Source organism: Massilioclostridium coli (genome assembly GCF_900095865.1).
Classification (GTDB): Bacteria; Bacillota; Clostridia; order Oscillospirales; family Ruminococcaceae; genus Massilioclostridium; species Massilioclostridium facile.
Genome location: NZ_FMIZ01000005.1, coordinates 265,296 through 285,419 on the forward strand (window position 1 = coordinate 265,296; position 20,124 = coordinate 285,419).

General features: G+C 38.9%; 19 protein-coding genes. 16 read left to right on the plus strand and 3 right to left on the minus strand.

What is annotated here, in order from left to right; translation table 11 throughout:
* Positions 1 to 2: 2 nt before the first annotated feature.
* From BQ2683_RS01745 to BQ2683_RS01770, 6 genes are all read left to right on the plus strand, one after another.
* Positions 3 to 881 (plus strand): DegV family protein, encoded by an 879-nt coding sequence (locus tag BQ2683_RS01745; protein WP_069987023.1) that lies wholly within the window; start codon positions 3 to 5, stop codon positions 879 to 881.
* A 190-nt stretch (positions 882 to 1,071) separates the two neighbouring features.
* On the plus strand, positions 1,072 to 2,283 hold the full coding sequence (locus tag BQ2683_RS01750; protein WP_069987025.1) for a phosphoglycerate kinase: 1,212 nt from the start codon (positions 1,072 to 1,074) through the stop codon (positions 2,281 to 2,283).
* Between the two features lie 117 nt (positions 2,284 to 2,400).
* Entirely contained in the window at positions 2,401 to 3,171 is a 771-nt protein-coding gene (tpiA, locus tag BQ2683_RS01755) for a triose-phosphate isomerase (protein WP_069987027.1), read from the plus strand.
* 110 nt (positions 3,172 to 3,281) lie between these two features.
* The gene (gpmI, locus tag BQ2683_RS01760) at positions 3,282 to 4,802 is read left to right on the plus strand and encodes a 2,3-bisphosphoglycerate-independent phosphoglycerate mutase (protein ID WP_069987028.1); all 1,521 of its coding nucleotides are present in this window, start codon (positions 3,282 to 3,284) and stop codon (positions 4,800 to 4,802) included.
* A 578-nt stretch (positions 4,803 to 5,380) separates the two neighbouring features.
* A complete protein-coding gene (locus tag BQ2683_RS01765; protein ID WP_069987030.1) occupies positions 5,381 to 7,033 on the plus strand; it encodes a VanW family protein in 1,653 nt (550 codons plus the stop codon).
* A 20-nt stretch (positions 7,034 to 7,053) separates the two neighbouring features.
* Positions 7,054 to 7,449 carry a hypothetical protein gene (locus BQ2683_RS01770; protein WP_069987032.1) on the plus strand — a complete coding sequence of 132 codons (396 nt, stop codon included), beginning with the start codon at positions 7,054 to 7,056 and terminating at the stop codon, positions 7,447 to 7,449.
* A 529-nt stretch (positions 7,450 to 7,978) separates the two neighbouring features.
* Here the strand turns inward: BQ2683_RS01770 and nadC are convergent.
* On the minus strand, positions 7,979 to 8,818 hold the full coding sequence (gene nadC / locus BQ2683_RS01775) for a carboxylating nicotinate-nucleotide diphosphorylase (RefSeq protein ID WP_069987034.1): 840 nt from the start codon (positions 8,816 to 8,818) through the stop codon (positions 7,979 to 7,981).
* Between the two features lie 12 nt (positions 8,819 to 8,830).
* The gene (locus BQ2683_RS01780) at positions 8,831 to 10,279 is read right to left on the minus strand and encodes an L-aspartate oxidase (protein WP_069987036.1); all 1,449 of its coding nucleotides are present in this window, start codon (positions 10,277 to 10,279) and stop codon (positions 8,831 to 8,833) included.
* A gap of 225 nt (positions 10,280 to 10,504) precedes the next feature.
* On the opposite strand from BQ2683_RS01780, the gene hflX reads away from it, so the two are divergent.
* From hflX to nifU, 4 genes are all read left to right on the plus strand, one after another.
* Positions 10,505 to 11,755, plus strand: coding sequence for a GTPase HflX (gene hflX, locus BQ2683_RS01785; RefSeq protein ID WP_069987038.1), 1,251 nt, complete (start codon positions 10,505 to 10,507; stop codon positions 11,753 to 11,755).
* Positions 11,752 to 12,192: a ribonuclease HI gene (gene rnhA, locus BQ2683_RS01790; protein ID WP_069987040.1), complete on the plus strand. Its 441-nt coding sequence runs from the start codon at positions 11,752 to 11,754 to the stop codon at positions 12,190 to 12,192. Before hflX ends, rnhA begins: the two co-directional genes overlap by 4 nt.
* A gap of 183 nt (positions 12,193 to 12,375) precedes the next feature.
* Positions 12,376 to 13,542 (plus strand): cysteine desulfurase NifS, encoded by a 1,167-nt coding sequence (nifS, locus tag BQ2683_RS01795; RefSeq protein ID WP_069987041.1) that lies wholly within the window; start codon positions 12,376 to 12,378, stop codon positions 13,540 to 13,542.
* Positions 13,543 to 13,566: 24 nt separating this feature from the next.
* A complete protein-coding gene (gene nifU / locus BQ2683_RS01800) occupies positions 13,567 to 13,998 on the plus strand; it encodes a Fe-S cluster assembly scaffold protein NifU (RefSeq protein WP_069987144.1) in 432 nt (143 codons plus the stop codon).
* A gap of 541 nt (positions 13,999 to 14,539) precedes the next feature.
* On the opposite strand, the gene BQ2683_RS01805 is transcribed toward nifU, so the two are convergent.
* Positions 14,540 to 15,415 (minus strand): YitT family protein, encoded by an 876-nt coding sequence (locus tag BQ2683_RS01805; protein WP_069987043.1) that lies wholly within the window; start codon positions 15,413 to 15,415, stop codon positions 14,540 to 14,542.
* A 204-nt stretch (positions 15,416 to 15,619) separates the two neighbouring features.
* Between BQ2683_RS01805 and BQ2683_RS01810 the strand changes: the two genes are divergently transcribed.
* The 6 genes from BQ2683_RS01810 to pyrR all read left to right on the plus strand — a co-directional run bounded on the left by BQ2683_RS01810 (position 15,620) and on the right by pyrR (position 20,120).
* Positions 15,620 to 15,865 carry a hypothetical protein gene (locus tag BQ2683_RS01810; protein ID WP_069987045.1) on the plus strand — a complete coding sequence of 82 codons (246 nt, stop codon included), beginning with the start codon at positions 15,620 to 15,622 and terminating at the stop codon, positions 15,863 to 15,865.
* A 196-nt stretch (positions 15,866 to 16,061) separates the two neighbouring features.
* Positions 16,062 to 16,337: a hypothetical protein gene (locus tag BQ2683_RS01815; RefSeq protein ID WP_069987047.1), complete on the plus strand. Its 276-nt coding sequence runs from the start codon at positions 16,062 to 16,064 to the stop codon at positions 16,335 to 16,337.
* Between the two features lie 205 nt (positions 16,338 to 16,542).
* Positions 16,543 to 17,625: a sporulation integral membrane protein YtvI gene (ytvI, locus tag BQ2683_RS01820; RefSeq protein WP_069987049.1), complete on the plus strand. Its 1,083-nt coding sequence runs from the start codon at positions 16,543 to 16,545 to the stop codon at positions 17,623 to 17,625.
* A gap of 238 nt (positions 17,626 to 17,863) precedes the next feature.
* Entirely contained in the window at positions 17,864 to 18,511 is a 648-nt protein-coding gene (locus BQ2683_RS01825; protein WP_083256323.1) for a YczE/YyaS/YitT family protein, read from the plus strand.
* A gap of 141 nt (positions 18,512 to 18,652) precedes the next feature.
* On the plus strand, positions 18,653 to 19,276 hold the full coding sequence (locus BQ2683_RS01830) for an HAD family hydrolase (RefSeq protein ID WP_069987052.1): 624 nt from the start codon (positions 18,653 to 18,655) through the stop codon (positions 19,274 to 19,276).
* A 316-nt stretch (positions 19,277 to 19,592) separates the two neighbouring features.
* Positions 19,593 to 20,120, plus strand: coding sequence for a bifunctional pyr operon transcriptional regulator/uracil phosphoribosyltransferase PyrR (gene pyrR, locus BQ2683_RS01835; RefSeq protein ID WP_069987054.1), 528 nt, complete (start codon positions 19,593 to 19,595; stop codon positions 20,118 to 20,120).
* The last annotated feature ends 4 nt before the right edge of the window (positions 20,121 to 20,124 follow it).

Below are 20,124 nucleotides of genomic sequence, written 5' to 3' on the forward strand. Positions count from 1 at the left end.
CTATGGCTAAAATTAAAATTATGACGGATTCCGCTTGTGATATTCCAAAAGAGAAAGAGCACGAACTAAATATCCGTATATTGAATTTTCCCATTACTATTGAGGAAAAAGGATACCGGGAACGGGAAGATTTTGAAACCCAAGAGTTTTATGAAGTTCTAGAAAGTTGTACGAAAATCCCTACCCATGCGCAGATTACACCAATTGAATTTGAAGAAGCTTACCAAAAATACTATGACGAAGGTTATACAGATCTAATTTATATTTCCATCAATAGTAATGGTTCTGCTACGTATCAGAATTCGATTATGGCAAAAAATACTTTTTTTGAGGAACATCCAGAGGCAAAAGATTCTTTTCAAATTCATATTGTGGATTCTACTACCTATTCCATGGTGTATGGATATGCGGTTATAGAAGCAGCAGAAAAAGCGAAAAAAGGTGCTCCAGTAAACGAGATTATTGCGTTTGTAGAAGACTGGGTTCATTCTGCCCATGTTTATTTTGCCACCTATGATTTGAAATTTGCGAAAAAATCTGGACGTGTTAGTGCTGTAGCAGCCTTTGTTGGGGAGTTAATGGGGCTAAAACCAATTTTAACGTTTGACCATGGCAAATCCAAAGTATTGGGTAAAGTACGTGGGGAAAAAGCAGTAATTCCAGATTTAATCAAACGTGCTAAAGCAGAGATGACCCCAAACACTCCATATTATATTTTGTCCGGGGATAAGCCGGAAAAGACAGAAGAACTGGTGAAAGAATGTAAAAAAGCACTGGGTGGGGAGCCGCAAGGCGTTTACCCAATTGGGGCTGTTATCTCGATTAATGCTGGGCCTCAGGTAGTAGCGGTTGTTGTAAAGGGCAGCCAAAATTCCAACTAAAATACTGTTTTTTTCGGAATTATAGTGAAACTGGATAACCTAATGGGAAAAAGGCGGAAATTTCCCGGAAACCACTTGAAAAAACTGCCTTAATTGGATATAATATAAATTAGTTTGTTATTCTGTTAACATTCTTCCTAAACGGAAGAACAAATATTTTTGATTTTCTAAGATTGAAAGGATGGCTAATATGACTTCTTTAAACAAAAAGACTGTTGATGACATCAATGTCGCAGGTAAAAGAGTTCTTGTTCGCTGCGACTTTAACGTACCACTGAAAGATGGTGTGATCACTGACGAAAATAGAATCGTTGCTGCTCTGCCAACTATTAAAAAATTAATTGCAGATGGCGGTAAAGTAATCCTTTGCTCCCATATGGGCAAACCAAAAGGCGAACCAAAACCAGAATTATCCCTGGCTCCTGTAGCAAAAAGATTGTCAGAACACTTGGGCAAAGAAGTAGTATTTGCTGCTGATGATAATGTTGTAGGTGAAAACGCAAAAGCTGCTGTTGCTGCTATGAAAGACGGCGACGTAGTATTGCTGCAAAACACTAGATATCGCAAAGAAGAAACCAAAAATGGTGAAGAGTTCAGCAAAGAACTGGCTAGCTTGGCAGATGTATTTGTAAACGACGCTTTTGGTACCGCACACAGAGCACATTGTTCCACTGTTGGCGTAACTGATTATGTAAAAGAAACCGCTGTTGGTTATCTGATTGGGAAAGAACTGCAGTACCTGGGCAATGCTGTCAATGATCCAGCAAGACCATTCGTTACCATTTTGGGTGGCGCAAAAGTTGCAGATAAATTGAATGTTATTGAAAATCTGTTGAACAAAGCAGATACTTTGATTATCGGCGGCGGTATGGCATATACTTTCCTGGCTGCAAAAGGCTATGGTACAGGTACTTCCCTGTTGGATGAAGAAAAAATCGACTACTGTAAAAATATGCTGGCAAAAGCAGAAGAAAAAGGTGTTCAAATTTTACTGCCAATCGACTGCACCATTGCTGATGAATTCCCAAATCCAATTGATGCTGAAATTCCAGTAGAAGTTGTTGCAGCGGATGCAATTCCTGCTGATAAAATGAGCCTGGATATCGGTCCAAAAACAGCGGAACTGTTTGCAGAAGCTGTAAAATCTGCAAAAACAGTTGTTTGGAACGGACCAATGGGCGTATTTGAAAACCCAATCCTGGCAAAAGGTACGATCGCGGTTGCAAAAGCAATGGCTGAAACCGATGCGGTAACAGTAATCGGTGGTGGTGACTCCGCAGCAGCAGTAAACACCCTGGGCTTTGGTGATAAAATGACCCATATCTCCACTGGTGGCGGTGCTTCCCTGGAATTCCTGGAAGGAAAAGAACTGCCAGGTATCGCAGCAATCCAAGATAAATAATTAATTGCTGCTTTTACGATACAGTAAATACAACGGCGGAGGCGAGACCCTTTCGCCTTACGCCGTTTTTAACCTATAGGAATAAAATTTTTTGACTGAATTTATGGAGGTTCTATCATGAACAAAACATTACGTCAAGCAATTATTGCTGGCAACTGGAAAATGAACAAAAATCGTGCAGAAGCAAAAGAATTAATTGAAGCAATGAAACCATTGGTTGCAGATGCTAACTGTGGCGTTGTAATCTGTGTTCCTTTCACCAACCTGGAAACCGCAATGGAACTGACCAAAGGTACCAACATCAAAGTTGGCGCTGAAAACGTTCACTTTGAAAAATCCGGCGCTTTTACTGGTGAAATTTCCGCTGATATGCTGACCGAAATGGGCGTTGAATACGTTGTAATCGGTCACAGCGAAAGAAGACAATATTTTGGTGAAACAGACCATACTGTAAACCTGAGAACAAAAGCTGCTGTTGAAGCTGGCCTGAAACCAATCGTTTGCGTTGGTGAAATGCTGGAAGACAGAGAAAACGGCATTACAGCTGAACTGGTTGCTATGCAGGTAAAACTGGCTCTAAAAGACATCACAAAAGAACAACTGAAAAACATTGTAATCGCTTACGAACCAGTATGGGCAATCGGTACAGGAAAAACTGCTACTGCTGACCAGGCTGCTGAAGTTTGTGGCTTAATCCGTGAAACAGTTGCTAGCATCTACGATAAAGAAGCTGCTGATGCTATGACTATCCAATACGGTGGTTCTATGAATCCAAAAAATGCTGCTGAGCTGTTGGGCAAAGAAGACATTGATGGCGGTTTGATTGGTGGCGCTTCCCTGAAAGCTCCAGATTTTGCTGCTATCGTAGAAGCTGCTACAAAAGGTTAATTCTATCGTATAGTTGACAATGAAAGAGACCGCTTATCATCTTTACATGATAAGCGGTTTTCACTCTCAAACACAATTGGAATAACACAGATGAAAGGAAGTAATGAGTTATGGCAAAAAAACCTTTAGCCTTGATTATTATGGACGGTTTTGGTGATAACCCATCCGATTACGGCAATGCGATTAAATCTGCAAAAAAACCAAATTTAGACCATTATTTAAACGAGTGCCCTCGTGTTGATATTGGTGCATCCGGTATGCTCGTTGGCCTGCCAGATGGTCAGATGGGGAACTCTGAAGTTGGCCACACCAACATTGGCGCTGGACGGATTGTATACCAGGAATTAACCAGAATTACAAAATCCATTCAGGATGGAGAGTTCTTCCAGAACGAGGCTTTAAACAAAGCAATTGAAAATTGTAAAGAAAATAATTCCTCCCTGCATTTGATGGGCTTGTTGTCCGATGGTGGCGTCCACAGCCACAACACCCATCTGTATGGTTTACTGGAACTGGCAAAAAAAGCTGGTTTGGAACAAGTATATGTTCATTGCTTTATGGATGGACGTGACGTTCCACCTTCTTCTGGGATTGATTATGTAGCTGAACTACAAAACAAACTGGACGAAATCGGAGTTGGCAAAATTGCTACAGTAATGGGTAGATATTATGCCATGGACCGTGATAACCGTTGGGACCGTGTGGAAAAAGCCTATGCTGCAATGGTTTACGGAGAAGGAGAAAAAGCAGAATCCGGAACACAGGCAATGGAAAACTCCTATGCGGCTGATACTACGGATGAATTTGTTCTGCCAACGGTATGTGCTGAAAATGCAACAGTAAAGGAACACGACAGTATTGTATTCTTTAACTTCCGCCCTGACCGTGCCCGTGAAATCACTAGAACTTTTGTAGATCCAGATTTCAGCGGTTTTGAACGCAAAAAGGGAATGGTTCCAGTACACTTTGTTTGCTTTACTCAATATGATGCAACTATGCCAAATGTAGATGTTGCATTTAAGCCACAGTCTTTGGTAAATACCTTTGGGGAATATATCAGTAAAAAGGGCTTGACCCAGCTGAGAATTGCGGAAACCGAAAAATACGCCCATGTAACTTTCTTCTTTAACGGTGGCGTTGAGAAAGAATTTGAAAACGAAGACAGGGCATTGATTAAGTCCCCAGCAGTTGCAACTTATGATATGAAACCAGAAATGAGTGCCTATGAGGTAACAGATGAAGTGGTAAAACGCATTGAATCTGACAAATATGATGTTATCATTTTAAACTATGCGAACTGTGATATGGTAGGGCACACTGGTGTATTTGACGCTGCAAAAGCAGCTGTAGAAGCAGTGGACACCTGTGTTGGCAGAACCGTTTCTGCTATCTTGGAAAAAGGCGGCGTTGCTTTGATCACTGCTGACCATGGAAATGCTGACAAAATGTATGAAGAAGATGGCTCTCCATTTACTGCTCACACCACATTCCCAGTTCCATTTGCGGTAGTAGGCATGGATTGTGAACTGCGTGAAGGCGGTAAACTGGCAGATATTGCCCCAACTATGCTGGAAATCCTTGGTTTGTCTCAACCAGCTGAAATGGATGGGCAAAGCTTAATTAAACATTAATTGCGAACAAGTCGTTGTGACAATCATCCCCCTCTTAGATCTAAGAGGGGGCATTTTTTATGGAGTCTTTCGATGTGGAAAAAACTTCTAGTTTTATTGGAAAGAAAGAGTAGCGCAACAATGGTGGGCTTTATGCGAGACGAAAAGTGGAAGGTAATGCCAAAAATAGCTAATGAATTAGAAGCGTTTATGGGTAAGCAGTGCGTTTGATGCTAATATAATTTTTTAGTACCTTATATAGGGGTTAACCTAGTAATAGACTATTTTAGAGGCGGTAAAAGCCACCAGCTGAATTGGGCAGTTGACTTGATTTTTACGATAGACAGGATCAATATTAAAATAGTACTAATTATTCGAAATAATCAGTAAAATAAAGAATAAATATTGGGATTTAGTGATTAAAAACTTTCGTTTTTAATATGGATTTATTTTACAAAAGGGTTACAAACAAAAAATATGGTTGAAATTTACCTAAAAAAAAGATATGATATATAATGTGTCGAAATAAATTTTTTATTTTAACTTCTAAATTTTGTATTATTTATACAATATAATTCTAAATTAAGAGGTGCCTGTTTATGAACTTTAGCATTGAATCAATCAAAAAGCATAAGGTTCCTGTTATAATAACAGGAATTGTGATTGTTTTATTGATTGTGGGGATTATCATAGGTGTTGTATTATACAAACAACATTTGGATAAAATTTTACCTACAAATGCCAGTCTACATGGAATTTCTTTAAGTAAATTAAACCATGAGGAACTGGAAGATGTATTACAAAACGAGATTAATCCAAAATTAGAGGAACAGAAAATACAGCTTACTTTTCAAGATAAGACAGCTGAGATTTCATTAAAAGATTGTGGTTTTTCCTATCAAGCAGACCAGGTATTTGCTGAGGCAAAAGAATACGATTTTAAAGAAAACCCAGATGGTTTTACTCCAGATATCCATTATAATGATGAAACCTTAACCCAGCTTATTACAGAATTTAAAGATAGTTCCGCTGTAGCAGTAACTCCTTATTCCTATGAACGAAAAGGAAACCAATTAGTGGTTCGTGCAGGTGCAGCAGGTTCTTCTATTGAGGTGGAGAAAGAAAAAGAAAAAATTATAACCCAAGTGAAACAGTTTGTATTTGATCCCGTTGTTGCAGAAGGCATAGCTGTTACAGATGATACTATTGCAATTAATTTAGACCAAATCCATCAAGAAGTCTGTAAAGAAGCAAAAGATGCTACTAGCAATGTAAACAGCTCTGGTAAAATGATTTATAACCAGGAGGAAGAAGGAGTATCTTTCAATCTAGATACTGCAAAACAGATTGTAACGGACCCTTCTTCTGGGGAGTACACAATTGATTTAACTATTACTGCGCCAAAGGTAACGGTAGAACAGTTAAAACAGCAGCATGATAATGCAGCATGTCCAGATTTATTACAAAGCTATACTACTAATTTTACGGCAACAGATAAAAATCGAAACTTTAATATTGCCAAAGCGGCAGCCACTTTAAATGGGGCAGTAGTAGCTCCTGGAGAAGTATTTTCTTTTAACGGCAGGGTTGGATATACGGATAAAGCTCATGGCTATAAACCAGCTGGAGTATATACACCAAATGGTTTAGAGGATGGCTATGGTGGTGGCGTTTGCCAAGTATCTACAACAACTTATGTAGCGGCAGTACTGGCTAATATGGATATTACCCGCCGAAGCAATCACAGCTATACAGTAGGATATGTTCCTTTGGGGTGGGATGCTGCTGTCAGCGATGGTGGACAGGATTTCTGTTTTAAAAATACCCGTGACCAATCCATCAAAATTGTAGCAACTACTACCAATACATCAATTACCGTTTCTATTTATGGGACAAAATCGGATAAAGATAATTATAAAGTAGAGATGACCAAAAACGGAAAGATTACAAGCACTACCCCATTTGGTACAAAGTACAAAGACAGGGCGGATATGCCATCTACCTATCAAAAAACCATTAGTAACGGAAAAAATGGCTGTACGGTAGAAGTAACCAAAACGGTTACCTATAATGGGGCTGTTGTTTCTACCTCTGTCATTAAAAGTACTTATAAACCAATGGATAAAGTAATAGAACGTGGAACAGGGGCAACGGAACCCGCACAAACAACTCCTACTCCAACCCCATCAGCACCACCAGCAGAATCTACTCCACCACCAGAAACCTCATCGACCCCACAAGATGTGCAGTAAAAATGAAAGGAGAATCAGTTATGCAACCAAATTCATGGAATCAGCCGCCATATCCTCCACAGGGGCAAAATAATAATTATCCATATGGGTTTCAACCAAATGGCATGCCTCCACAAATTCCACCAGTAAAACCAGCCCCTTCTCCAGAATTTTTAGAGAAAAAAGCGTTGCAAAGCTTTACTATGGGGATTTTATCCTCTTTAGGGCTGTTCTTTCCCATTTTAGCGTTTGTGTTTGGCGCGATTGGGATTTATTCTTCTGTATATGGGATGAAATCCAACCGTAAATTGATGGCACAGATTAGTTTGGTCATTTGTATTGTATTTATAGTGCTGGCTTTTTGCTCAATTATTGTAAATGTCATGTCGTTATTCCAGGATACAGGTTCGGTGTCTTGGCCGGATGGTTCTCTATAATAGACGTATACGAAAATACCCGATTGGGCTTAACAGCTCAATCGGGTATTTTATCATTGATTAGGGAAACCAGCGGCCATACCGGTGGAGGTGCTCCGTAAAAAAGCTTTCGCTTCAAGTATCGAGCGAAGCGAGCTACTAACAAGCAATCTAGCAAGTTCATACAAGCTCGGAAAGAAGCATAAGTGCCTGTTTACGGGTGGCGGAGCAGTGAAAGAATGTTCAGTGCGTCTTTAGATGCCCGCCAGTAAAATGCCCTTCTAGGGCTTAATCAAGCCTTCGGCTTAGACGGAGGTCATGACTTTCAGCAAGATAAAGCAAAGAAGTGGAGAGAGCTATTAGCTGAAACATGACAGGTATAAACAGGTAAAAATAAAATTTACAATAAGTTTTACTGACAATGCAGGAACTGATGACTCTGTGAGAGATTATCCAGTAGAATGGAAAGTTCTATTTATATGAAAGGTAGATCATAAAATCCCCACATAGGAAAATACCATGTGGGGTAGACTAAACTTTTGATAAGAGGTTATAAAGCGATTTTCATACTGATATCAAATGCTCTCACAGAATGGGTTAAAGCACCTAAAGAGATGATATCCACCCCTGTTTGGGCAACTTCAGCAATGTTTTCCAGAGTAATATTACCGGATGCCTCTAATTTTGCCCTGCCAGCGGTGATTTCAACCGCTTTCGCCATATCAGCAGGGGACATGTTATCCAACATAATGACATCTGCTCCACAGTTCAAGGCTTCTTCCAATTCTTCAAAATTACGGGTTTCCACCTCGATTTTTACCATATGGCCAATTTTTTCGCGCAATGCTTTTACTGCGTTTGTCATAGAGCCATAGGCATCAATATGATTATCTTTTAACATAGCCCCATCGGAAAGATTAAAACGATGGTTTAACCCTCCTCCTACGGTTACAGCGTATTTTTGTAGAGCACGCAGCCCGGGCAGAGTTTTACGAGTGTCTGCGATGGTACAGTTGGTACCTTTGGTAAGCTGAACGCATTTATTAGTCATTGTAGCAATACCGGACATGTGTTGGATCAGATTTAAAGAAGTACGTTCCCCTTTTAAAAGGGTTTTTGTTTTTCCGGTTAAGGTAAGGATGATATCGCCTTTTTCTACAGCATCCCCATCTTTTTTAAAGATTTCGTATTGAATGGAATCATCCAGTAATTGATAAACCCGGACAGCAATATCTACACCAGCCACAACGCCGGTATCCTTCGCAACATATTTGGCGGTTGTTACAGCATCATCACTGATTAGATAATCGGTTGTAACATCTACATAGTTGATGTCCTCTGTAATTGCCCGCTTGATAATATCGTCAATATAAAATTGTGGTAAAGACATAGATTAATCCTCCTACATAATTTCTTTTAAAATAATATAAGCACAGGTAGCTAGAGATTTTGCCTCAATATAATCCGGTGTTACCTTAAACTGCCCGTGTTCCAACATAAATTTAATATCATTGATGCGAATGAAGCCTTCCTCTGCTAACTTTCGATTTGGCAGGACAAAATGCGCCTTTTGCATGATAGAACGGATTTCAGTACGGGTCCCTTTTGGAATATCCGCTGTATAAACATCTGGCTGGAATGGATACGGCTGTATTTTGTCCTGTGTTTGTTTCGAGAGCTGGTTGATATGGAGTGCGGAACGCCGGCCAAATACAATCCCTTCCAATAAGGAGTTGCTTGCCAAACGGTTTCTGCCATGAACCCCTGTGTGGGAACACTCTCCAACAGCAAACAATCCAGGAATGGTGGATTCTGAATTTAAATCCACCTGAATCCCTCCCATCAGATAATGTTGGCAAGGATAGATCGGGACAGGCTCCCTGGTTAAGTCATATTCCGATTGTAGTAAATTGTGGTAGATCATTGGAAAGCGGGTTTTAATGAATTCTGGATCCTTATGGGAAACATCCAGATAAAAATGCTTGCTTCCCGTTGCTTTCTGCTCTTGCATAATAGCCTGGGATACTACATCACGGGGTGCTAATTCCAAACGTTCATCATATTTGTGCATAAAACGTTCCATATGGCAGTTCCGCAAGTAAGCTCCATTTCCTCGGACAGCCTCGCTAATTAAAAAACATTCCCGTTGTTGGGCGTTGTAAAAAGCGGTTGGATGGAATTGAATATAACTTAAATGCTGGATTTTTGCTCCCAACTGGTATGCCATAGCAATACCATCCCCAGTAGCAATCGCGGAATTTGTGGTATACTGATAGATACGCCCAATTCCCCCAGTTGCCAACACACAGTATGGAGCAGATACAAAGTGGTGTTGCTCATGCTGTAAAATATCCAAACTAAAGCCGCCAGGAACTTTTTTTAGGTTGCACATCTGAGCATATTCCATAACGGTCACATTTTTGCGGCGTTTTACGGCAATAATTAATTTATCCACAATTTCTTTGCCTGTGGAATCTTTATAATGCAGGATACGGTGTTTACTGTGTCCACCCTCTAGGGTTAAATCAATTTTTCCATCCGATGTGCGGTCAAAATCGACTCCCAAATCGAGGAGTTCATCCGCTACCATTTTACTCTCTTTGGAAAGAATTGTAACAGCCTCTAAGTTGTTTTCATATCGGCCGGCGATCATCGTATCCTTAATATGTTCTTCACAGCTATCGTGTTCGGTATCATATACCGCTACCATTCCGCCTTGTGCTAAAGAGGAGTTACACAGGGTCATTTCCCGTTTGCATAACAACAATACATTAAGGTCTTTGTTTAGGTGGAGTGCGGTACTTAACCCAGCTACGCCACTACCTACAATAATTACGTCATATAGTTTCACAAAAGTCACCTGAACTTTTTGTTCTAATTTCTCTATCTTCAAGCGAAAATAGAGATTACAATTTTCATTACAAGGCGTGTTTACCAAGCAAATTAGCCGGGAACAAATAGACTAATGGTAATTCCATAAAATAATTTGTTCCTGTTTACAAATCAATTATATCATATTGCAATAGAAAATGCTATAATAGATTCTACAGCCTGAAATTGAAATCGGAGGGATGTTATGTACGATAATACAACCGAAATTACGAAAGCGTTATTGATTGGTGTTGACACTGGAATATTTGATATAGAGCAATCCTTGTTGGAATTAGAGGAACTGGCTAAGACTGCTGAGGCAGAAGTAGTGGGTATTTTTACGCAGCGCAGGGAAAGCTATGATAGCGCAACTTGTATTGGAGCGGGAAGGTTGGAAGAAATAGCAGAATTTTGTAAAGAAAACCAAGTAGACCTGATTATATTTGACGATGAGTTGACTGCTACGCAAATCAGGAATATTGAAAATGCAACAAACGTCCGGGTAATTGACCGCACAACATTAATTTTGGATATCTTCGCCCAACGTGCCAGGTCAAAAGAAGGACAGCTACAGGTAGAATTGGCGCAACAGCGGTATCGTTTGCCCCGTTTAGCGGGTATGGGGATTGCGTTGTCCCGTTTGGGGGCTGGGATTGGAACCCGTGGCCCTGGGGAAACCAAATTGGAAAGTGATAAACGCCATATCAGACGAAGGATCGCTTTTTTGGAAAAAGAGCTGGAACAGTTGGAAAAACGCCGTGCCATGATGCGCAGCCGCCGGAAAAAAGACAATGTTACTACGGTTGCCATTGTAGGATATACCAATGTTGGAAAATCTACTTTGTTGAACGCGCTGACGAATGCTGGTGTTTTAGCGGAAAATAAACTCTTTGCTACTCTTGACCCTACAGCGAGGGCACTGGAATTACCCGATGGAAAAACTGTGTTACTGGTGGATACTGTTGGGTTGATACGGCGTTTGCCCCACCATCTAATCGAAGCCTTTCAATCCACTTTGGAAGAAGCGGCAAATGCGGATTTAATCCTACATGTATGTGATGTTTCCAGTGATGAAGCTGCGGAACAGATTCAGGTTACCCAACAGCTTTTAGATGAACTGGGATGCAGTAATATTCCGGTTTTAACTGTGTTGAACAAATGTGATAAAATTGCCCATCAGCCTTATTTTGCGGAAAAAGATTGCGTGATGATCAGCGCGAAAACCGGCTTTGGGTTTGACCATCTGCTAAATCGGATTGCCCAGAGTTTGGAAGAGACATCTCACCGGATGAAATTATTAATTCCTTATTCTGACACTAGTTTTATCGCCAAAATCCGAGCTACTGGCAAAGTGTTTTCAGAGGAATATAATGAACAGGGAACGTTGGTTGACGCTTTGGTAGACCGAAGCCTTTATGAAGCCGCAAAAAGTTATTTACTGGAGGAGACAGAATGAAAAAAGTTGACATCTATACGGATGGAGCATGTAGTGGAAATCCTGGTGCTGGCGGATGGGGAGCCATTTTACGGTATGGCGCTCATGAAAAGGAACTGTCTGGTGGAGAGGCACAAACTACGAATAACCGGATGGAACTGACCGCTGTTATTCAAGCATTGTCTTTGTTAAAGGAACCTTGCCAGGTGGTAGTACACAGTGATTCCAAATATATTATTGATGCGATCCAGCAGGGCTGGGCGATAAAATGGAAGGCAAACGGATGGATGAGAAATAAAAAAGAAAAAGCATTAAATCCGGATTTATGGCAACAATTATTACAGTTATTGGAGATTCACCAGGTGGAATTTCATTGGATAAAAGGGCACGCTGGACATCCAGAAAATGAACGTTGCGACCGGATGGCTGTAGCAGAATCTCAGAGATATCGGCAATAAATTGTGTAAAACTACTGAAAAGAAAGCTCTGAATTTAGGCTAACTGTTATAAATAGAAGAATTTTCAAACACTCTTGAAATTCATACTAAAATGGTATACAATAAAAATACACCAATAATATACAGATTGATTTTATGTATTTTTTCGATAAAAATTTCCTGAGATAGAAAGGAATATGAAAAATGAACCGTTTTGTTTATGTAGATAATTCTGCTACTACCCAGGTTTCTGATTCGGTTTTTCAAGCCATGTTGCCTTGGCTGAAGGATAACTATGGAAATCCAAGCAGTATCTATTCCATTGCCCACGAAGCAAAATTTGCGATTGATAAAGCAAGGGAACAGGTAGCCAACGCTTTGGGTGCTGATCCAATGGAAATTTATTTTACTTCCTGTGGTTCAGAATCTGACAACTGGGCGATTAAGTCCGCTGCCAGATTGGGCGCGGCAAAAGGGAAAAAACACATTATTACCACTAATTTCGAGCACCATGCGGTGCTGCATACCTGCCAGACATTAGAAAAGCAGGGATTTGAAGTAACCTACTTGCCGGTAAATGAGGAAGGATTGGTTTCAGCGCAACAGGTGGCGGATGCGATTCGGGAAGATACCATTTTAGTTACCATCATGTATGCGAACAATGAAATTGGCACCATCCAGCCAATTGCGGAAATCGGAAAGGTGTGCCACGAAAAAGGTGTTTGGTTCCACACAGATGCCGTGCAGGCAGTGGGAAACGTAGCGATTGATGTAAAAGAACAAAAGATAGATATGCTTTCATTGTCTGGACACAAGATCCATGCTCCGAAAGGGGTTGGCGCCCTGTATGTAAGGAAGGGGATTGCCTTACCAAACTATTTAGATGGTGGCGGTCAGGAACGTGGAAAGCGTGCTGGTACAGAAAACGTCGCTTTTATTGTAGCGTTGGGACAGGCGATTACCGATGCCGTAAAGGATATTCCAGCGAAACAAAAATATGTTTCTAACTTACGAGACCAGTTGGCAAAAGGGATTGTAGAAGCAATCCCAAAAGTACGCATTAATGGTTCAATGGAACACCGGCTATGTGGTAATTTAAATGTTTCCTTTGAAGGCATTGAAGGGGAATCCATTTTATTAATGTTAGATTTTAACGGGATTTGCGCTTCTTCTGGTTCCGCATGTACTTCCGGTTCTTTGGACCCATCCCATGTGCTTTTGGCAATTGGGTTGCCTCATGAGATCGCACATGGTTCTTTACGGTTGTCCTTAGCGGAAACCAATACCCAGGAAGATGTAGATTATATTTTGGAAAAATTGCCGCAGATTATCCAGCGGTTACGGGATATGTCCCCAGTATGGAATGGTTGATAAAGGAGGAATTTAGCTATGGCTATGGAATATTCAGCAAAAGTAATGGATCACTTTACAAACCCACGTAACGTTGGCGAAATTGAGGACGCGAACGGTATTGGAGAAGTGGGAAACGCTAAATGTGGCGATATTATGAAAATGTATTTGAAAGTAAAAGATAATATCATTGAGGACGTTAAATTTAAAACATTTGGCTGTGGCTCCGCAATTGCCACTTCCTCAATTGCCACAGAGATGATTAAAGGCAAACCGATCTCAGAAGCGCTGAAATTGACCAACCAAGCTGTTGTGGAAGCATTGGATGGGCTGCCAGCAGTAAAAATCCACTGCTCTGTTTTAGCGGAACAGGCAATTAAAGCAGCTATTGCAGATTATTACAAACGTCAGGGAATTGATCCAAAACCTATTGTTGGGGATATCCCAGAAGATTGTGAAGCTTGCCATGCTCACTAATAAAATAAAAACAAAAGGATGTTGCTTATTTTGCAACATCCTTTTTTACGATATTACTTTCTCAAGGCAAACTATCCGGTTATAATGGATATCTTTGCTATAAGGGTTCCATGAGAAAAATGAACTTTAGAAAGGCATAACCAATCGAAAAAGCGACGGTATAGTCCATCTAGGAAATTATTTCATCAATCTATAAGCTGGATTATATGTTGTAGTGTGATTGATACCATATTTCTTGAAGAGCTAAGCTAGTGTTTTTCCTTTTTAAAGGCTCTATAACCAATTCATAGTATTTTACATAAAACTTTTTCTTATAAGTATCAGGTGACCCTATTCATAGCAAATTTTTCATGGAAACATAGTTGAGCTATGGTTTAAGTGAAATGTTATATACTAGCTAGAACTTGCGTACATTAAGTATTTTGTTTGATTGGCTAAGGCCAAAAACAGCACTGGAAATGTGAATAGTTCCAGTGCTATTTTTTATGTTCATCAGATGGAATGATTCTAAAATAAATTTAGTATAAAAACATCTATCGCCTTAGTCGTTTGGCTTTTGATAAAATTTTCCAGAAATTTGGTCGGTGCGGATGACGTTGATAAAGGCTTGAGGGTCAATTTTATGGATTTGTTTCGTGATTTCTTTTACCTGGTCACTGGAGATAACGGAATATAACATAGTTCGTTCTTCTCCGTTATACAATCCAACACCATGGAATAAGGTAGCACCATGGTGAGTAATTTCCTTAATTTCTTGATAAATTTCCTCTGTTTTATGGGAAATAATAAATAGCGTTGTTCTTTTATAGCGAAAGTTTAAAATACGCACCACTTGGGTAGAAGCAAATTGGAAGATAATCGAATATAGTGCAGCGTTCCAACCAAATAAAAGGCCTGCAATAATTAACATTGCCGCATTCCCCAGAAAGATATAATTCCAGGCATCAATATTTAATCGTTCGGATAAAGCTACAGCGATAAAATCACTTCCTCCACTGGTAGCACGTCCCATCAAACATAAACCAATGGCGAATCCATTAATTAACCCACCAAAGATACAGATTAAAAGGATATCGTTTGTAATATAAATAGTCGGTATGCAGTCGGTCAAAATACTGGTTAACACAATCATAACACAAGAATAAACAGTAAATTTTTTGCCAATTGCTTTAAAACTGATGATTGCTGGAATTGCGTTCAATAAAAAGTTAATAACAGAGAATGGTAAGGAAATATGAAAAAATGACTTTCCAATCCGTTGAATCAATAATGTTAGCCCATTAAAACCTCCTGGAAATAAACCACCAGCATCTACAAAGCTTTTGATATTGATTGCCATAATTACAGAAGCAAATACAATTAAAATAATCCGCTTTATTTCATCCAAAAAATCTATTTTATATTTTTTTGTATGCATAAACATCCTCCTTTTCTGCCTTTCCATTTATCTATAGTATACCATAAACCCTTACAGAAGACGATAGAAAACTAGCTCTTCCTAAATAGATTTTTAGATTGTCATAGTTTTGAAAGATTTATGAAAGGAAATTGACGGTTCATATTAACACATTAAAGCAGAAAATCCAGTATACTAAAATTAGCTAAAAAAGGAGGAAATAATATGGAAAAAACAAATCATCCAAAAATCATTTTAATTGCAGCCTCTATTTTTTGTACGCTTGCTTTTATAGTGCTAACTTCTGTTTCGATTTATTCTGATACAAATAAAAACCTTTTAGTAGGAGAGATCGTCTCTCAAGCTAATATATATCAAGGGGAATTGGTTTTGTTACGAGATTTTGGGGATTCAGGCAAAAATAATTTTCGAAACCAACAAGTAATCCAACAAATCAATGATATTTTATAAAGAGCCAATACGCCATTTAACAGATAAAAAATAATGCTTGGTTAAAAATTGAAATAAAACAATTTGTGGATATGGTTTATTTCATATGATATATTTTGCGTGTTAATCTAGGTTGGTATTTCTATTAAGAAAAACTGGTATATACTACAACATAATATTAATTCAAATGGAATAAGATTGAGAGGAAGGGAAAACAATGGCAAAAATTTGGAAAGTAGGGATTATAGCTTTCATAGCAGTAATCATTTTATGGGGTTCTGGTGTCATTCCAAGGGGGATTGCACAAATCGCAGCACAGCAATATGTCTCTAATTTATACAAAGGATTAACATATGATTCTTTGGATTATTCAAAAGAGAAAGGGCAGTATGAGGTTACCTTTAAAAAGGACAGTGCAGGTTATACTTTTTATTTGGAGGATGGGCTATTTCCAACTAAAGTGACATACGATCCTTTTCAGGGGACAATATAAAATGGTTGGTTCTATAGTAATCCAATTGTTGGGAATATAGAATGAGAACACGTCTATTCGGAGAATGATTTACATATCATTGTTAAAAGCAAAAGGAATGGTTTTAGAGAACCATTCCTTTTTTGTATGAAAATTTTATATGGGATGTTTAGGCATATTTTTTACAGGTAGTTTCTTATACTATATTGAAACGGGGTGAAAAACCATGCAAAAACAAACAGAAAAGCGGCAGGATTTTTTAATTAATGCTTTTTATTATTTGGTGGTTGGCGGAATTGTTTTTATTCTATTCCGATATTTGTTGCCCTATTTAATGCCATTTATCATTGGATTTTCCATTGCTTTTTTACTCAAACCGGTTTCCCATTGGATAGCGGACCATTCCATGTTAAGCCGTAGGGTTGCTGGAGTAGTGGTTCTAATTATCGTTTATGGGATAATCAGTGTTTTATTGTGGTTGCTTGGAGCAAAGCTATTTCATTCGTTGCAGGAATTTTTTGCCCACAGCACAGAATATTTTGAAGAATACATTCTTCCTTTGTTAAAGAGGTTTGGAATTGTTACAGTAGATGCCGTAGCTACTATTTCAACCGACCTTGCATCGGGGACAGAGAGCTTAGTACAAGGGGTTATTTCTAGTATCCAAGCCGGAATCAACGAATTATCTGGCAAAGCAATCTCTAGTTTGGCGGATATTGGAAGCAAAATACCTGAATTTGGATTTAGCTTTGGCTTTTGTTTGATGTCCTCCTTTTTTATTTTAATGGATTATCATAAAGTAACATCTTTTTTTGTCAAACAAGTTCCGCAACGCTGGCGTCCCGTCTTATTTGAAATGAAAAGGCATTGTTCTGAAACATTAGGTTGCTATTTTCGGGCTTACTTGATTTTAATGCTGGTTACTTTTATAGAATTATCCATTGGATTTTGGGTGATTGGTGTACACAACCCTATTATTGTAGCAGGATTAGTTGCTTTATTGGATGCCCTGCCATTGATAGGAACAGGAGGGATTTTGATTCCTTGGATTTTAATAGAGTTTATAAAGGGAGATTACTTTCTTGTCATTGGATTAACGATTGTATATGCGATTGTAACATTAGTAAGAAATTTAATGGAGCCTAAAGTGTTGGGAAAACAGTTAGGAATAAACCCATTACTGACTTTAGTGGCAATTTATATTGGATGCAAAACAATGGGCGTTATTGGGATGATTGTATTTCCTATGTTATTGCGAGTAATCATCAATTTACATCAATCTGGAAGCTTACATTTTTGGAACGATTAAAAACTTTGTTAAAACAATATAAAATACAAGCAAATATTTCATGCTTATTGATGTTATATCCAAAAAAATAATTGTTTTTCTGGTGATTTAGCCATATTGACTTTATTACTGATTCATTATACAATTAATTACAGAAAATGCAGCGATGCTATTTTTTAAATGATTGATGATGGCAAAAAAGACGAAGGCAAAATTGTCTTCGCCTTTTTTGTGCCTGTATTAGGTAGGTGACGTTTTCGTGAACAAAATAAAATTGAAAAAAGATTGTATTCTAAAACGGCTGTTAATGGTGGCTATGAGCGTATTTTTTATGAGCCTTGGCATCACCTTATTGCAGCAATCCAACTTTGGGAACGACCCTTACAGTTGTTTAGGGTTTGGGGTAAGTGGAACGACAGGGATTCCATTTGGTATTATTTTTATGTCAATGGAGTTTGTGTTTTTGATTTTTGTGCTATTTACTGACCGAAGCAAAATTGGTATTGGTACATTAGCAAACATGTTTTTAGTGGGAAACTTAGCGGATGTGATCCGTATTTTATATGAGATGGTATTTCCAACCCCAAGTTTACTGTGGATTCGTATTATTTTTATGATAATTGGGATTATCGTACTTTCCTTTGGGGCATCTTTATATTTTACCGCTGATTTAGGGGTCGCTCCCTACGATGCTGTTGCGCCAATTTTAGGAAACCGTACACCACTGGCCTTCCGTTGGTGGCGGGTGATTACAGATGTGCTTTGTGTCATCGGAGGATTCCTATTAGGTAGCGTAGTAGGGGTTGGGACTGTTATTACAGCGTTCTTTATGGGGCCATTGGTTCATTGGTTCAATGTTCATCTATCCGAGCCATTTCTACAACGTTCGCAGAAAAAGACGTTGTAGCTAAAATTTAAGATGATATCCTTCTTTTTTTCTTGTGAAACGTGCATTGAGTAACTGTGGAAAAGAATGTTATAATAATTTACGTTTTCGGAAATGATTCCGATAATAAATAGATTGTTTTTTGCAAGAGGAAGAGAATTTATGATCAACAGTGTAATATTTGATATTGATGGAACAATTACAGACACCGAGTATCCAGCAATGGAAGCATTGCGTATCACATTGGAGCAGAAAGCAGGGTTACATTATACCCATGAACAGCTAAAAAAATATTTTGGGATTCCTTCTGCGGATACTTTAGTAGCGTTGAATGTACCCGACCCAGATGGCTCTATTGTGAAGAGCTGGAGTAGCTTGTTTTGCGAAATGGCGAAGGAACACACAAAAATATTTGATGAAATTGTTCCTGTATTGGATATTTTAAAAGCCAATAAAATTACATTAGGAGTCGTTACATCCAAAAACAAGATAGAATTTAACGAGAGTTTTGTCCCATTAGGGCTATGCAATTATTTTAAAGCATGTGTAGATTCTGAGATGACAGAGAAGCATAAGCCGTTTGCCGACCCGTTAAATAAATTTTTTGAATTGACAGGAGCGTTTAAACAGAACGCGCTGTACATTGGAGATAGTATTTTTGATTACCAGACAGCCCGTGCAGCTGGGGTGACATTTGCTTTGGCTGGCTGGGGATGTTGTAATCCAGAAGGTATTTTTCCGGATTACTATTTCCATCGTCCCACGGATTTGTTAAATTTATTATGATCTTAAAAGATAGATTGGATTTTTCTAGTATAGACAGGCTTCACAATAAAAATAAAAAATAGGTTTGTATTTTTTTGTATTCTACTATGGACTTTTCCTGTCAAATCAGGTATAATAAGCAATAGTAACAATCACCTTTAAGTTGGTTCAGAGAGGCTGACAAGGCGGTATTTATACATTGCTTTTACTCCCAGTTTTGTAGGGATACTATAGGCAAGCTATAACCGTAATGCAACCAAACTGCCAACTTGGCGGTTTGGTTTTTTTTATGGAAAAGTGGCAGTTTGATAGATTTGCCGTATTCGGAGGATAGGATATGACCGAAAAAACCATTATTTTGGATGATAAATCCATGGCAAGGGCGATTGCAAGAATGGCCTACCAGATTATTGAGCGCAATAAAGGGGTAGAGAACCTTACTATTGTAGGAATTTTTTCCCGTGGTGTGGAAATTGCCCAGCGAATTGCGGAGCGGATCTGGGAAGTAGAACAAAAAAAAATACCAGTTGGTTTTTTGGATATTACACCGCACAGGGATGATATCCAGCCGGATAGCAGTTACCAAGACCGTACAGATATCCCGTTTGGTTATACTGGCAAAACCGTAGTTTTGGTAGATGATGTAATGTACACTGGCAGAAGTGTTCGGGCGGCGATTGACGCATTGATGGAACATGGAAGGCCACAAAGTGTTCAACTGGCAGTGTTGATTGACCGTGGGCATCGGGAATTGCCTTTCCGTCCAGATTATATTGGTAAAAATGTTCCGACCTCAAAAAATGAGCAGATTAAAGTGTCTGTGGTAGAACGGGATGGAATTGATAAAGTAGCAATTGTAGGCTAGGAGG